At 46.1% G+C, this 15,599-nt stretch carries 11 protein-coding genes and 1 tRNA gene; all 12 read right to left on the reverse strand.

What is annotated here, in order from left to right:
- Positions 1–116 precede the first annotated feature (116 nt).
- On the reverse strand, positions 117–2,222 hold the full coding sequence (gene fusA, locus HMPREF2711_RS01175; RefSeq protein WP_036491326.1) for an elongation factor G: 2,106 nt from the start codon (positions 2,220–2,222) through the stop codon (positions 117–119).
- Between the two features lie 18 nt (positions 2,223–2,240).
- On the reverse strand, positions 2,241–2,711 hold the full coding sequence (gene rpsG, locus HMPREF2711_RS01180) for a 30S ribosomal protein S7 (protein WP_002240962.1): 471 nt from the start codon (positions 2,709–2,711) through the stop codon (positions 2,241–2,243).
- A gap of 118 nt (positions 2,712–2,829) precedes the next feature.
- The gene (gene rpsL / locus HMPREF2711_RS01185) at positions 2,830–3,201 is read right to left on the reverse strand and encodes a 30S ribosomal protein S12 (RefSeq protein WP_002218431.1); all 372 of its coding nucleotides are present in this window, start codon (positions 3,199–3,201) and stop codon (positions 2,830–2,832) included.
- Between the two features lie 252 nt (positions 3,202–3,453).
- Positions 3,454–7,629 (reverse strand): DNA-directed RNA polymerase subunit beta', encoded by a 4,176-nt coding sequence (gene rpoC / locus HMPREF2711_RS01190; protein WP_003749267.1) that lies wholly within the window; start codon positions 7,627–7,629, stop codon positions 3,454–3,456.
- A 155-nt stretch (positions 7,630–7,784) separates the two neighbouring features.
- Positions 7,785–11,963 carry a DNA-directed RNA polymerase subunit beta gene (rpoB, locus tag HMPREF2711_RS01195; RefSeq protein WP_036494041.1) on the reverse strand — a complete coding sequence of 1,393 codons (4,179 nt, stop codon included), beginning with the start codon at positions 11,961–11,963 and terminating at the stop codon, positions 7,785–7,787.
- Positions 11,964–12,152: 189 nt separating this feature from the next.
- The gene (gene rplL, locus HMPREF2711_RS01200) at positions 12,153–12,524 is read right to left on the reverse strand and encodes a 50S ribosomal protein L7/L12 (protein WP_003677916.1); all 372 of its coding nucleotides are present in this window, start codon (positions 12,522–12,524) and stop codon (positions 12,153–12,155) included.
- Between the two features lie 57 nt (positions 12,525–12,581).
- Positions 12,582–13,082 (reverse strand): 50S ribosomal protein L10, encoded by a 501-nt coding sequence (gene rplJ, locus HMPREF2711_RS01205; RefSeq protein ID WP_003680699.1) that lies wholly within the window; start codon positions 13,080–13,082, stop codon positions 12,582–12,584.
- Positions 13,083–13,305: 223 nt separating this feature from the next.
- Positions 13,306–14,001, reverse strand: a complete 696-nt coding sequence (gene rplA / locus HMPREF2711_RS01210; RefSeq protein ID WP_003749260.1) for a 50S ribosomal protein L1 — start codon at positions 13,999–14,001, stop codon at positions 13,306–13,308.
- On the reverse strand, positions 14,001–14,435 hold the full coding sequence (rplK, locus tag HMPREF2711_RS01215; protein ID WP_002220151.1) for a 50S ribosomal protein L11: 435 nt from the start codon (positions 14,433–14,435) through the stop codon (positions 14,001–14,003). The genes rplA and rplK overlap by 1 nt, the downstream gene beginning before the upstream one ends.
- Positions 14,436–14,540: 105 nt before the next feature.
- Positions 14,541–15,074, reverse strand: coding sequence for a transcription termination/antitermination protein NusG (nusG, locus tag HMPREF2711_RS01220; protein WP_003749258.1), 534 nt, complete (start codon positions 15,072–15,074; stop codon positions 14,541–14,543).
- Between the two features lie 2 nt (positions 15,075–15,076).
- A complete protein-coding gene (gene secE, locus HMPREF2711_RS01225; RefSeq protein WP_003749256.1) occupies positions 15,077–15,352 on the reverse strand; it encodes a preprotein translocase subunit SecE in 276 nt (91 codons plus the stop codon).
- Between the two features lie 133 nt (positions 15,353–15,485).
- A tRNA-Trp gene (locus HMPREF2711_RS01230) sits at positions 15,486–15,561 on the reverse strand.
- Positions 15,562–15,599: the final 38 nt, after the last annotated feature.

The raw sequence follows: 15,599 nt of genomic DNA on the forward strand, positions 1-15,599 counted from the left end.
GTTTGCTACGTTCAAATTTTTCCTTAGCCATGAGCTAATTCCTTTACATATAAAGATCGATTAAAGAACAATGGCCGTCTGAAAATTTATTTTCAGTTTCAGACGGCCTTTTCTGATTAGCCTTTACGGGCTTCAGTTACAGCAGCAGCTACGTGAGCAGGAGCTTCAGCGTATTTTTTGAACTCCATGGAGTAAGTGGCACGGCCTTGGGTTGCAGAACGCAGGTCGGTTGAGTAACCGAACATTTCTGCCAGAGGTACTTCGGCACGAACTTTCTTACCGCCGATACCGTCATCATCCATACCCAATACAACACCGCGGCGACGGTTCAAGTCACCCATTACGTCACCCATGTATTCTTCAGGTGTTTCCACCTCAACTGCCATGATTGGTTCCAACAGAGCTGGGTTGGCTTTACGCATACCTTCTTTGAAGGCTTGAGACGCAGCCAATTCGAAGGCCAGTTGAGAGGAGTCAACGTCGTGTGAAGAACCGAAGATCAGACGCACACGTACATCAACTACTGGGTAACCGGCAACGATACCGTTAGGCAAAGTATCGCGAATACCTTTATCGACAGACGGAATAAATTCGCGAGGAATCACACCACCTTTAATTTCATCGATAAATTCGTAACCCGCACCACCTGGCTCCATAGGTTCCATTTTGATCACAACGTGACCGTATTGACCTTTACCACCAGATTGTTTGGCGTGTTTGTATTCGGCTTCAACTTCTTTGCGGATGGTTTCACGGTAAGCCACTTGAGGCGCACCGATGTTTGCTTCCACGCCGAATTCGCGTTTCATACGGTCAACAATAATTTCCAAGTGCAGCTCACCCATACCGGAAATAATGGTTTGACCGGATTCTTCGTCTGTACGAACACGGAAAGAAGGGTCTTCTTTTGCCAGACGGTTCAGGGCAATACCCATTTTCTCTTGGTCGGCTTTGGTTTTCGGCTCAACGGCAATATGAATTACCGGCTCAGGGAATTCCATGCGTTCCAAGATGATCGGTGCGCTTTCTGCACACAAGGTTTCACCAGTGGTAACGTCTTTCAGACCGATAGCGGCTGCGATGTCGCCAGCGCGTACTTCTTCAATTTCAGTACGGTCTGCAGCAGTCATTTGTACCAAGCGACCGATACGTTCGCGAGTACCTTTTACAGAGTTCAATACAGTATCACCGGATTTCACCACGCCAGAGTAAACGCGGATGAAAGTCAGCTGACCAACGTATTTATCGTTCAACATTTTAAACGCCAATGCAGAGAATTTCTCTTCATCGCTTGCTTGGCGGCTGTCAGCTTCTTCAGTGTTAGGGTTAACACCTTGAACTGGAGGAATGTCGGTAGGAGCAGGCAGCAATTCTACAACTGCGTCCAACATACGTTGAACACCTTTGTTTTTAAATGCTGAACCACACAACATTGGTTGAATTTCGCCGGCCAAAGTACGTTGACGCAATGCGCCTACGATTTCTTCTTCAGTCAGCTCATCACCGCCCAAGTATTTATCCATCAATTCTTCGCTGGCTTCTGCTGCGGCTTCAATCATGTTTTGACGCCATTCTTCGGCAGTCTCAACCAATTCAGCAGGAATATCGCCATAGGTAAAGGTTGTACCTTTATCGGCTTCATTCCAAATAATGGATTTCATTTTCAACAGGTCAACAACACCGCTGAAGCTGTCTTCCGCACCAACCGGAATCACGATAGGTACAGGGTTTGCGCGCAAACGGGTTTTCATTTGCTCAACAACGCGGAAGAAGTTGGCACCTTGACGGTCCATTTTGTTTACAAATGCCAAGCGAGGTACTTGGTATTTGTTAGCTTGACGCCATACGGTTTCAGATTGAGGTTGAACACCGCCTACTGCACAGTAAACCATTACTGCGCCGTCCAATACACGCATAGAACGCTCTACCTCTACGGTGAAGTCAACGTGTCCCGGGGTGTCGATGATGTTGAAACGGTGCTCAGGGAACTGTTTCGCCATACCGGACCAATAAGAAGTCACAGCAGCAGAAGTAATGGTAATACCACGCTCTTGCTCTTGTTCCATGTAGTCGGTAGTAGCCGCGCCGTCATGCACTTCGCCCAATTTGTGAGTCAAACCTGTATAGAACAAAATACGTTCTGTTGTGGTTGTTTTACCCGCGTCAATATGGGCAGAAATACCGATATTGCGATACAGGCTGATAGGGGTCTTACGAGCCATTTTGTTAGCCTTTCGATATTAGAAACGGAAGTGAGAGAATGCTTTGTTTGCTTCAGCCATGCGGTGTACTTCCTCACGTTTTTTCAACGCACCACCACGACCTTCAGCCGCATCAATCAATTCACCCGCCAAACGCAGGTCCATAGATTTCTCACCACGTTTACGGGCCGCATCGCGAACCCAGCGCATTGCCAAGGCCAGACGACGTGAAGGACGAACTTCAACAGGAACTTGGTAGTTTGCACCACCTACACGGCGGCTTTTCACTTCCACGATAGGTTTGGCATTTGCAATGGCTTCGTTAAATACTTCGATTGCTACTTTGCCGGTTTTTTTCTCAATTTGCTCCAGCGCACCGTAAACGATACGCTCTGCAACAGATTTTTTACCGTCAATCATCAATACGTTCATGAATTTAGTCAGCTCAACGCTGCCGAATTTTGGATCTGGCAGTACGTCGCGCTTAGGGACTTCTCTACGTCTTGGCATTTTAATTTCCTTTAGTCTATTCAGTTGGGTCTATTCCCATGAATACCCAATTTAAGTATTCACTTACTCGGCCGTTGTTCAGCTTAGGCGGCCGACGTGCCTATTTGAGTCCCGATAATTATTTAGGACGCTTAGCACCGTATTTAGAACGGGCTTGTTTACGGTCTTTAACACCTGCAGTATCCAAAGAACCGCGTACAGTGTGGTAACGTACACCTGGCAAGTCTTTTACACGACCGCCGCGGATCAATACGACGCTGTGCTCTTGCAGGTTGTGGCCTTCACCACCGATGTATGAAATGACTTCAAAACCGTTGGTCAGGCGAACTTTACATACTTTACGCAATGCAGAGTTAGGTTTTTTAGGGGTAGTTGTGTATACACGGGTGCATACGCCGCGTTTTTGCGGACAAGCTTCCAGTGCAGGCACTTTGTTTACGTACACGGGCTTTTGACGGCCTTTGCGTACCAATTGGTTAATAGTTGGCATATTTTCTCGTCCTGTTGAGTTAAATACTTGCCGACACCATGTCGACAAGATTGGAATTATATTTTTATTGCAAGGGTTTAGTCAAGCAAATGACTGATAAAGTTTAGTGTTTTTCTATTTATCTTTAAAATTTTGGAAGCAATGGCCGTCTGAAAGATTCAGACGGCCTCGCTCTCTACCCTATTTAAGCCCTCTATAAAATAAAACCGCAAGACTGGCTTGCGGTTTTATTTTCACGAAAATCCTTCCGGATTATTCGTCTGAAGCTTCGATTTCAGAAGTTTCTTGATCGGCTTGCTGCCATTGTTGATGACGGCTGCGGTGGTAAGTCAAACCTGTACCAGCAGGAATCAATCGACCGACAATCACGTTCTCTTTCAAACCTCGCAGCTCGTCTTGTTTGCCCATGATAGCGGCCTCGGTCAAGACGCGGGTTGTTTCTTGGAACGATGCTGCAGAAATGAAGCTGTCGGTAGACAAGGAAGCTTTGGTAATACCCAACAACACATTTTCATAACGTGCCAGCTCTTTGCCTTCAGCGATGGCTTTCTCATTGGCAAGCATCACATCGCTACGCTCGACTTGTTCACCAGTAATAAACTCTGTATCACCAGCATCCACAATGTTCACACGGCGCAGCATTTGACGAATGATGACTTCGATGTGTTTATCGGAAATCTTCACACCTTGCAGGCGGTAAACCTCTTGTACCTCTTGAACAATGTAGCGAGCCAATGCTTCGATACCTTGCAGACGCAGAATGTCGTGCGGATCTACGGCACCGTCCACAATGGTTTCACCGCGGTTTACCACTTGACCGTCGTGTACCAAAATCTGTTTCTCTTTAGAAATCAGCGTTTCGTATGCTACACCGTCTACATCGGTAATAATCAAACGCTGTTTGCCTTTGGTTTCTTTACCGAAGGAAACGGTACCGGTAATTTCAGCCAACATGCCGGCATCTTTCGGTACGCGTGCTTCAAACAACTCAGCAACGCGCGGTAGACCACCAGTAATATCGCGGGTTTTAGAAGACGCTTGAGGAATACGCGCCAGCACATCACCCTTACCGACTTCCTGACCTTCACGGACAGTAATCACCGCACCGACCGGGAACGCCATAGAAACCGGCGTAGTCGTGCCTGGGATACAGATTTCCAAACCGTTTTCATCCAACAGTTTGACAGTCGGACGCAACAGTTTAGAAGCACCGGAGGAGCGACGTTTGCCGTCGATGACCACCAAAGTGGACAAACCGGTTACATCGTCGGTCTGTTTGGCAACGGTTACGCCCTCTTCTACGTTTTCGAATTTCACCAAACCTGCATGTTCGGTAATCATCGGACGGGTATGCGGATCCCAAGTTGCCAAAGTTTGACCGGCTTTAATGGCTTCGCCGTCTTGTACCAACAGGATTGCACCGTAAGGTACTTTGTGGCGTTCACGCTCACGGCCGATTTCATCGTGAATCACAACTTCACAAGAGCGGCCGATGACAACCAATTCGCCTTTGTTGTTGGCAACGTAACGCATTTGACTGCTGAAACGAGCTGTACCGTTGGATTTGGCTTCCACTTGGCTGGCAGCAGCCGCACGGGATGCCGCACCACCAATGTGGAACGTACGCATGGTCAGCTGAGTACCTGGTTCACCAATAGATTGTGCAGCAATGACACCTACAGCCTCACCAGCGTTAACCAGTTTACCGCGTGCCAAGTCGCGACCGTAACAGTGTGCACACAAGCCATGGCGGGTTTTACAAGTAATTGGCGTACGGACTTTAACCTCGTCAACACCAGATTGGTCGATCATATCTACCAGTTTCTCGGTCAACAATGTACCGGCTTCAACCAAAGTCTCTCCAGTCGAAGGATCAACAACATCCGATGCTGTAACACGACCTAAAATACGATCGCGCAAAGCTTCAATTACATCACCGCCTTGTACTACTGCTTTCATGACAAAGCCGTCTGAAGTACCGCAATCGTCTTCAACAACGACCAAGTCTTGAGTTACGTCTACCAAACGACGGGTCAGGTAACCAGAGTTTGCCGTTTTCAACGCGGTATCCGCCAAACCCTTACGCGCACCGTGGGTCGCAATAAAGTATTGCAATACGGTCAAACCTTCGCGGAAGTTAGAGGTAATCGGCGTTTCAATAATGGAGCCGTCAGGTTTGGCCATCAAACCACGCATACCGGACAACTGTTTAATCTGAGCCGCAGAACCACGGGCACCAGAGTCGGCCATCATGTAAATAGAGTTGAAGGACTCTTGATCAACTTCGTTGCCGTCACGGTCGATGACTTTTTGTTTAGACAAGTTGTCCATCATCGCTTTAGCGATTTTATCGCCGGCACGACCCCAAATATCGACTACTTTGTTGTAGCGTTCGCCGTTGGTCACCAAACCTTGACGGTATTGGTCTTCAATTTCTTTAACTTCGGCATTAGCCTCAGCCAGCAAGGCTGCTTTCTCTTTCGGAATTTCCATATCGTCAACGGCAATGGAAATACCGCCTTTAGCCGCAAAACCGAAACCGGTATACATCAAGTGGTCGGCGAAAATAACTGTTTCACGCAGGCCGCACAGACGGAACGATGCGTTAATCAGTTTAGAAATTTCTTTTTTCTTCAGCGCTTTGTTGATGTATTCAAACGGCAGGCCTTTAGGCAGGATTTCGCTCAGCAATGCGCGGCCGACTGTTGTTTCGTAACGGTTAACAACAGGTTCAAACTCACCTGCTTCGTTTTTCACCCATTCGCGCAGACGTACGGTAATTTTCGTACCCAACTCAACCTGTTTGGTATGGTATGCACGATGTACTTCTTTCACATCGGCAAACAGGCTGCCTTCGCCTTTGGCATTGATACGGTCGCGGGTCATGTAGTACAGACCCAATACGATGTCTTGGGAAGGTACAATGATTGGTTCGCCGTTGGCTGGAGACAATACGTTGTTTGAAGCCAGCATCAAAGTGCGCGCTTCCATTTGTGCTTCCAAGCTCAATGGAACGTGCACGGCCATTTGGTCACCGTCAAAGTCAGCGTTAAATGCGGCACATACCAACGGATGCAACTGAATCGCTTTACCTTCAATCAGGATAGGTTCGAACGCTTGAATACCCAAACGGTGCAGGGTCGGCGCACGGTTCAGCATAATCGGATGTTCGCGGATCACTTCTTCCAAGATGTCCCATACTTCCGGTACTTCTTGTTCTACCAATTTTTTCGCTGCTTTAACGGTAGAGGCCAAACCTTGTTTTTCCAGTTTATGGAAAATGAACGGTTTGAACAGTTCCAAAGCCATTTTCTTCGGCAGACCGCATTGGTGCAGACGCAGGTATGGGCCTACGGTAATCACGGAACGACCGGAGTAGTCCACACGTTTACCCAGCAGGTTTTGACGGAAACGACCGCCTTTACCTTTAATCATGTCGGCCAACGATTTCAGCGGACGTTTGTTGGCACCGGTCATAGCTTTACCGCGGCGGCCGTTATCCAACAGAGAGTCAACTGCTTCTTGCAACATACGTTTTTCGTTGCGGACGATGATGTCAGGCGCATGCAGTTCCAACAGACGTTTCAGACGGTTGTTACGGTTGATAACGCGACGGTACAAATCGTTCAAATCGGAAGTGGCAAAACGACCGCCATCCAATGGAACCAAAGGACGCAAGTCAGGCGGCAATACCGGCAGCACATCCATAATCATCCATTCCAGTTTCATACCGGAACGATGGAAGGCTTCCAACACTTTCAAGCGTTTGGCAATTTTTTTAATTTTGGTGTCAGAACCGGTAGATTCCAGCTCTTGACGCAGGATCTCGATCTCGCCGGCAATATCCAAGGTGCGCAGCAATTCGCGGATACCTTCCGCACCCATTTTGGCATCAAAGTCGTCGCCGTATTCATCCAGCTTATTGTAGTAATCGTCTTCAGTCAGCAATTGACGGCGTTGCAACGGAGTCATGCCGGGGTCGGTTACCACGAATGCTTCAAAGTACAATACGCGTTCGATATCACGCAACGTCATGTCCAATACCATACCCAGGCGGGAAGGCAGGGATTTCAAGAACCAGATGTGGGCAACAGGCGCAGCCAATTCGATATGGCCCATGCGTTCGCGGCGCACTTTGGACAGGGTAACTTCCACGCCACATTTTTCACAGGTTACGCCTTTAAATTTCAAGCGTTTGTACTTACCGCACAAACATTCATAGTCTTTAACCGGGCCAAAGATTTTGGCGCAGAACAAACCGTCGCGCTCAGGTTTGAACGTACGGTAGTTGATGGTTTCAGGTTTTTTAACTTCGCCATAAGACCATGAGCGGATGGTTTCGGGAGAGGCAATACCGATTTTGATGGCATCAAACTCTTCTTCCATGCCGGCGGTTTGCAACGGATTAAATAAGTTCAACAAATTCATTTTTGCTCCTTGAAGGAAGTATTTTTACCGCGTGGCGGATTTTCGATATTGGAAACGGTACTTTTGATTTCAGACGGCCTAAATGCCGATTGCTTCATTCTTATTCTGAAATCATTTTTTCAGACGACCTTAAAAGGCCGTCTGAAAACTTCTGTTTAGTAGCGTTCCAAATCGATATCCAAGCCCAGTGAGCGAATCTCTTTAACCAATACGTTGAAGGATTCAGGCATACCGGCATCGATTTTGTGTTCGCCTTTGACGATGTTTTCGTACATTTTGGTACGACCGTTCACGTCGTCAGACTTCACTGTCAGCATCTCTTGCAACGTGTATGCTGCACCGTATGCTTCCAGTGCCCAAACCTCCATCTCACCGAAACGTTGGCCACCGAACTGAGCTTTACCGCCCAGAGGTTGTTGGGTAACCAGACTGTACGGACCGGTAGAGCGGGCGTGCATTTTTTCATCAACCAAGTGGTGCAGTTTCAGATAGTGCATCACACCGACTGTTACCTTGCGGTCAAACGGTTCGCCAGAGCGTCCGTCATACAGCGTGATTTGAGTTTTGCTGTCGTTAAAGCCCAATTTTTCGACTTCAGGATCATCGCTTGGATAAGCCAAGTTCAACATTTCACGGATTTCAGACTCTTTCGCACCGTCAAACACTGGGGACGCGAAAGATGCGCCTTTACGCAAGTTAGAAGCCAATTCGATGATTTCTTCATCTGTCAGGCTGTCTAAATCTTCTTTCTTACCGCTGCTGTTGTAGAGTTTGTTCAAGAATTCACGCAGCTCGCTGGCTTTGCGTTGCTCTTTCAGCATACGGTCGATGCGCTCGCCGATACCTTTTGCCGCCCAACCCAAGTGAACTTCCAAAATCTGACCAATGTTCATACGGGAAGGTACGCCCAACGGGTTCAGTACGATGTCCACCGGACGGCCGTCAGCCATGTAAGGCATGTCTTCCACCGGCAGAATGCGTGATACCACACCTTTGTTACCGTGGCGGCCCGCCATTTTGTCACCGGCTTGCAGACGGCGTTTGATGGCGATAAATACTTTTACCATTTTTTGTACGCCCGGCTGCAGCTCGTCGCCTTGGGTCAGTTTTTTCTTCTTGATCTCATACAACTCGTCCGCTTCTTCGCGTTTTTGTTGCAGACTCAATTTAATCAGTTCCAACTGTTTGGCCAAATCTTCGTCAGCCAGGCGGATGTCAAACCAATCATGTTTGCTGGACAGGCTTGCCAGATATTCAGTAGTAATCTCGCTGCCTTTAGCCAGCTTCATCGGGCCACCGTTGGCTTTTTGGCCGACAATCATGCGCTCAATACGGTCAAATGCGTCGTTATCGAAAATACGCAACTGGTCGCTCAAATCTTGACGGTAACGTTTCAGCTCAGAATCAATAATGGATTGAGCACGTTTGTCGCGTTGGATACCTTCACGGGTAAAGACTTGAACATCGATAACGGTACCGCTCATGCCGGTAGGCATACGCAATGAAGTATCTTTTACATCAGACGCTTTTTCACCGAAGATGGCACGCAACAGTTTTTCTTCCGGAGTCAGTTGAGTTTCGCCTTTAGGCGTTACTTTACCCACCAAGACGTCACCGGCCTCTACTTCCGCACCGATGTAAACAATACCGGATTCATCCAAACGGTTTTGCATACGTTCAGACAAGTTCGGAATATCGCGGGTAATGTCTTCCGCACCCAGCTTGGTATCACGGGCAACAACGTTCAATTCCTCAATGTGAATCGAAGTATAGCGGTCGTCTGCAGCCACTTTTTCAGAAATCAGAATCGAGTCTTCGTAGTTGTAACCGTTCCACGGCATAAAGGCGATGGTCATGTTTTGACCCAGAGCCAATTCGCCCAAATCGGTGGAAGCACCGTCAGCAATCAAATCACCACGTTGCAAAACATCGCCTGCTTTGACAGCCGGACGTTGGTTGATGTTGGTAGATTGGTTGGAGCGGGTAAATTTAACCAAGTTGTAAATATCGACACCCACTTCACCGGCAGTCGCCTCATCGTCATGGACACGAATCACCACACGGTTGGCATCAACATACTCAACCACACCACCACGGCGGGCAACAATTGCAGTTGCAGAGTCAACGGCAACAGAACGCTCAATACCGGTACCAACCATCGGTTTTTCAGGGCGCAGGCAAGGTACGGCCTGACGTTGCATGTTGGCACCCATCAATGCACGGTTCGCGTCATCATGTTCCAAGAATGGAATCAGGGATGCCGCTACGGATACCACTTGACCGGTTGCCACGTCCATATATTGCACACGGTCAGGCGTTGCCATAATGGTTTCGCCTTTTTCACGACAAGTAACTAAATCGCCAATCAAATTGCCGTCTTTGTCCAAATCAGCATTCGCCTGTGCAATCACATAGCGACCTTCTTCGATGGCAGACAAGTAATCGATTTCTTCAGTTACCTTACCATTAATAACGCGACGGTAAGGTGTTTCCAAGAAGCCATAATCATTGGTGCGCGCATAAACGGACAATGAGTTGATCAAACCAATGTTCGGACCTTCAGGTGTTTCAATAGGACATACACGGCCATAGTGGGTCGGATGTACGTCTCGCACCTCAAAGCCTGCACGTTCGCGAGTCAAACCACCAGGGCCCAATGCAGATACACGGCGTTTATGAGTTACTTCAGACAATGGGTTGGTCTGATCCATAAACTGGCTCAATTGGCTAGAACCGAAGAATTCTTTAATCGCAGCAGAAACAGGTTTCGCATTAATCAAGTCATGCGGCATCAAATTCTCAGATTCTGCTTGATTCAAACGTTCTTTAACGGCACGTTCTACACGAGCCAAACCACTGCGGAATTGGTTTTCTGTCAACTCGCCTACGGAACGAACGCGACGGTTGCCCAAGTGGTCAATATCATCTACTTCACCATGACCATTGCGTAATTCAACCAATGTAGCAATGGAAACTACAATGTCTTCTACGCTCAGAACGTAACCGCCTTTTTCAGCTGCGCCAGCCAAAGTCTCATTCAACAGACGGCCATACCAAGAGTTTTGTTGTGCTTCGGACAATTTTTGCTCGTATGTACGCGTATTGAATTTCATACGGCCTACACGAGACAAGTCATAGCTGTCTTCACTGAAGAACAAACGGTTGAAGAGCTGCTCAACAGCTTCTTCGGTAGGTGGTTCGCCAGGACGCATCATGCGGTAAATTGCTACACGCGCAGCTTGTTGGTCGGCTGTTTCATCTGTACGCAGAGTGCTGGAAATATAACCGCCCTGATCCAATTCATTGATATACAGGGTAGTAATTTCTTTTACACCATTAATATCAAGTTTGGCCAACAGCTCTTCTGTGATTTCATCGTTAGCAGAAGCCAATACTTCGCCGGTTTCCGGATCAATCAGATCAGTAGCCAATGCTTTACCCAACAGGCTTTCTGGTTCCACATCCAGTCGAGTCAAACCTGCATTGGTAATATCACGGATATTTTTCGCAGTAATACGTTTACCTTTGGCAACCAATACATTGCCTTCTTTATCCAAGATATCAACTTTGGCAGTTTCGCCTTTCAGACGGCTTGCAACCAGATCTGTTTGAACACCGTTTGAAGACAAATAGAAAGTTTCTTTATCGTAGAAAATATCCAAGATTTGTTCATTGTTGTAGCCCAAAGCTTTCAACAAAATCGTAACCGGCATTTTACGGCGACGGTCGATACGGAAATACAACAAATCTTTTGGATCAAATTCGAAATCCAACCATGAACCACGGTAAGGAATAATGCGAGCAGAGAACAACAGCTTACCGGAAGAATGAGTTTTACCACGGTCATGCTCAAAGAACACACCTGGAGAACGGTGCAACTGGGAAACAATGACACGCTCTGTACCATTGATGACAAAAGAGCCACTTGGCGTCATCAACGGAATTTCGCCCATATATACTTCGTTTTCACGAACTTCTTTTACAGTCGGTTTAGATGCTTCTTTATCCAAAATCACCAAACGGATACGTGCACGCAATGGAGCCGCATAAGTAATACCACGCAATTGACATTCAGGAATATCGAACAAAGGTTCGCCCAATGTGTAATGCACAAACTCCAATCGTGCATAACCATTATGGCTCACAATCGGGAAAATAGAATTGAATGCTGCTTGCAGACCATCATCAGTACGTTGGTCAAAAGCGTTTTCCAGCTGCAAAAATTTCGCATAAGAATCGATTTGGGTTGCCAGCAGGAAAGGAACATCCAAGACATTCTCTCGCTTTGCAAAACTCTTACGGATACGTTTTTTCTCGGTAAACGAATAGCTCATATACACTCCGAAAAGCAATTTTAAATAATAGGCCGTCTGAAACAACGACATGCATCAACTTAATATTTACATTTATTTACAATGATTTTATAAAAACTATGCAAATAAATGTAAACAATGCCTAATGCTTATTTTAAGAAGCAAAATAAGGCTGGCAGAAAACTGCCAGCCTTTACAGGAAGCATCAAATTATTTGATTTCGACTTTAGCGCCAGCTTCTTCCAGTTGTTTTTGGATGTCTTCAGCTTCAGCTTTAGAAACACCTTCTTTCAGAGTTTTAGGTGCACCGTCAACGATGTCTTTAGCTTCTTTCAGACCCAAGCCAGTGATAGCGCGGACAACTTTAATCACGCCAACTTTTTGATCACCAGCAGAAGCCAATACTACGTCAAATTCAGTTTTTTCTTCAGCAGCAGCTGCACCAGCACCTGCAGGACCTGCAACTGCAACGGCAGCAGCAGAAACGCCAAATTTCTCTTCAAAAGCTTTAACCAGGTCGTTCAATTCCATTACGGTCAAAGAACCAACGGCTTCCAAAATGTCTTCTTTAGTAATAGCCATGCTATTTTACTCCAAATATTGTATTAAAAAATAATTGATTAAATGAAACAAAATCGATTAAGCGGCTTCTTCGCCAGCTTTTTTCTCTGCCAAAGCAGCCAAACCACGTGCAAAGCCTGATACAGGAGCTTGCATAACGAACAACAGTTTGGACAACAGCTCTTCGCGACTTGGAATAGAAGCCAACTCAGCAACCTGAGCAGGATTCATCACTTCGCCATTGTAAGAACCGGCTTTAACGATGATTTTGTCATCTTTTTTCGCGAATTGGTGCAGCACTTTAGCAGCAGCAACAGCATCTTCAGAAGCAGCGTAAACCAATGGACCAACCATTTGATCGGCCAAACCTGCGAATGAAGTACCCTCTACTGCGCGACGAGCCAGAGTATTTTTCAGAACGCGCAAGTAAACGCCTTCTTTACGTGCATTCGCACGAAGCTCAGTCATGCTGGAAACACTGATACCGCGATATTCAGCGACTACGAGAGTTTGAGCGTTAGCAATTGCTGCGCTAATTTCCTCTACGGCCACTTTCTTGGTTTCAATATTGAGACTCAAGGTCTACCTCCCACTGTTTATAAACAGGATACCGAAATGATATCCCACCAGCGCGGTAACCTAAAAAGACATCTTACAAGCAATCTTGCAATGTGTTTCAGGACTACCGTCTGCGTAGGGCAGTTACGATTAAATCTTACGATCCCTACGGTCTTGGACATCTACTTAATTTTAAGTAGCCCAAATTCAGGCAACCCAGAAAGCCGGATCACCTGAAAATTTCTTAGTTGTTCACGCTTGCAGTATCAACGCGAACACCCAAACCCATGGTGCTGGAAACAGCAACTTTTTTCAGGTACTGACCTTTAGCAGCAGCAGGTTTGGCTTTAACGATAGCATCCAGCAACGCATTGAAGTTTTCTTTCAAGTCAGCTTCAGCGAAAGAAGCACGACCGATAGTTGCATGAACGATACCGGCTTTATCTGTACGGTATTGTACTTGACCTGCTTTTGCATTTTTAACTGCTTCAGCAACGTTAGGAGTAACAGTACCTACTTTAGGGTTTGGCATCAGGCCACGAGGACCCAAGATAGTACCCAATTGACCAACGATACGCATTGCATCAGGAGAAGCAATAACAACGTCAAAGTTCAGGTTACCAGCTTTGATTTCAGCAGCCAAATCTTCGAAACCGACGATATCTGCACCAGCCTCTTTAGCAGCTTCTGCATTTGCACCTTGTGTAAATACAGCTACGCGAGTTGTTTTACCGGTACCTTTAGGCAGAACGACTGAACCACGAATAACTTGGTCAGATTTACGAGGATCAACACCCAAGTTGAAAGATACGTCAACAGACTCATCAAATTTAGCAGTAGCAGCTTTTTTAACCAAAGCAATTGCTTCGTCGATTGCGTACAGTTTGTTAGCTTCAACAGAAGAGCGAAGAGCTTTCAAGCGTTTAGATACTTTAGCCATTATACAACACCCTCCACATCCAAGCCCATTGAGCGAGCAGAACCTGCGATAGTACGAACAGCCGCATCTAAGTCAGCAGCAGTCAAATCAGGCTCTTTAGTTTTAGCAATTTCTTCCAACTGAGCACGGGTCAATTTACCCACTTTATTAGTCAGAGGATTAGAACTACCTTTTTGCAGACCAGCAGCTTTTTTCAACAAGATAGAAGCTGGTGGAGTTTTCATCACAAATGTGAATGATTTATCTGCAAATGCAGTGATTACGACTGGAATTGGCAAACCAGGTTCCATACCTTGGGTTGCAGCATTAAATGCTTTACAGAATTCCATGATGTTCAAACCACGTTGACCCAAAGCTGGACCAACTGGGGGAGATGGATTGGCTTTACCTGCAGGAATTTGCAGTTTAATGTAGCCGATAATTTTCTTTGCCACTTAAAGGACTCCTAAAAACGGGTATAACGCGGAACCATTCCGCTTCCCAAACAGAATTCGCGATTATATCCGCTTAAAAAAAAATTTTCAAGCGAATTAAACCACTTAAATCTTTTCAACCTGACCGAACTCTAATTCAACCGGTGTTTCGCGACCAAAAATCTGAACTGAAACACGCAGTCTATTACGTTCGTAATTAACTTCATCAACAATACCGTTGAAATCAGCAAATGGGCCTTCGTTTACTCGAACTTGCTGACCAACTTCAAACTCAACTTTTGGTTTTGGCTTCTCAACACCTGTCTTAGCTTGTTGCAAAATAGCATCCGCATCTTTTTGAGAAATTGGGATCGGGCGATTTCCACTACCGCCTACAAAACCATTTACTCGAGGAGTGCTCTTAACCAAATGCCACGAGTCATCAGTCATTTCCATTTCGACCAATACATAGCCTGGATAGAATTTACGCTCACTGATGGTTTTTCGACCATTCTTGATATCTACTACTTCCTCGACGGGCACAAGAATCTGACCGAAATAATCTTCCATGTTTTCACGAGCAATACGCTCTTTCAATGTTTTTTGGACATTTTTTTCAAAACCGGAATAGGCCTGCACCACATACCAACGCTTTGACATCTTTACCCTTTCCTATTTAATAAAACATCAAAAAACAACCATGAAATAATTGTATCTGCCACATAAATGAAGGCTGCCAAAATCGCAACAAAGATAATTACAAATACAGTCATTTTGACCGCTTCATCCCGACTCGGCCAAACCACCTTCTTGAACTCGGTCCAAGAGCTCTTAAAATATGCAAACAGACCTTCTTTCTTTTCAGGAGCTGGCTTACTACTTACCACCACTTCCTTTTTCTGATGGCCTTCTTTGTGTCCAGACGAATGTTCTGTCATCTTTACTCACTTATCAATGCCCCACCCACCATCCATTTTAGATAGCAGCATTGATCCATATAATTAATTCTAGATAATCTTAAAACTTAAGTACAAAAAAATTAACCGGCACAAGGCCGGTTAATTTTTTATTTGGCAGGCCAAGAGGGTCTCGAACCCCCAACCCTCGGTTTTGGAGACCGATACTCTACCAATTGAGCTATTGGCCTCTAAACTTAAGCGATGATAGAAGAAACCACACCTGCAC

Source organism: Neisseria sp. HMSC070A01, assembly GCF_001810165.1.
Classification (GTDB): Bacteria; Pseudomonadota; Gammaproteobacteria; order Burkholderiales; family Neisseriaceae; genus Neisseria.

Excerpts from the sequence above, each read along its gene's own strand:
- secE (WP_003749256.1), bottom strand. The coding sequence starts at position 15,352 with ATGACAGAACATTCGTCTGGACACAAAGAAGGCCATCAGAAAAAGGAA.
- rpoB (WP_036494041.1), bottom strand. The coding sequence starts at position 11,963 with ATGAGCTATTCGTTTACCGAGAAAAAACGTATCCGTAAGAGTTTTGCA.
- rpsL (WP_002218431.1), bottom strand. The coding sequence starts at position 3,201 with ATGCCAACTATTAACCAATTGGTACGCAAAGGCCGTCAAAAGCCCGTG.
- rplA (WP_003749260.1), bottom strand. The coding sequence starts at position 14,001 with ATGGCTAAAGTATCTAAACGCTTGAAAGCTCTTCGCTCTTCTGTTGAA.
- rplL (WP_003677916.1), bottom strand. The coding sequence starts at position 12,524 with ATGGCTATTACTAAAGAAGACATTTTGGAAGCCGTTGGTTCTTTGACC.
- rpoC (WP_003749267.1), bottom strand. The coding sequence starts at position 7,629 with ATGAATTTGTTGAACTTATTTAATCCGTTGCAAACCGCCGGCATGGAA.
- rpsG (WP_002240962.1), bottom strand. The coding sequence starts at position 2,711 with ATGCCAAGACGTAGAGAAGTCCCTAAGCGCGACGTACTGCCAGATCCA.
- nusG (WP_003749258.1), bottom strand. The coding sequence starts at position 15,074 with ATGTCAAAGCGTTGGTATGTGGTGCAGGCCTATTCCGGTTTTGAAAAA.
- fusA (WP_036491326.1), bottom strand. The coding sequence starts at position 2,222 with ATGGCTCGTAAGACCCCTATCAGCCTGTATCGCAATATCGGTATTTCT.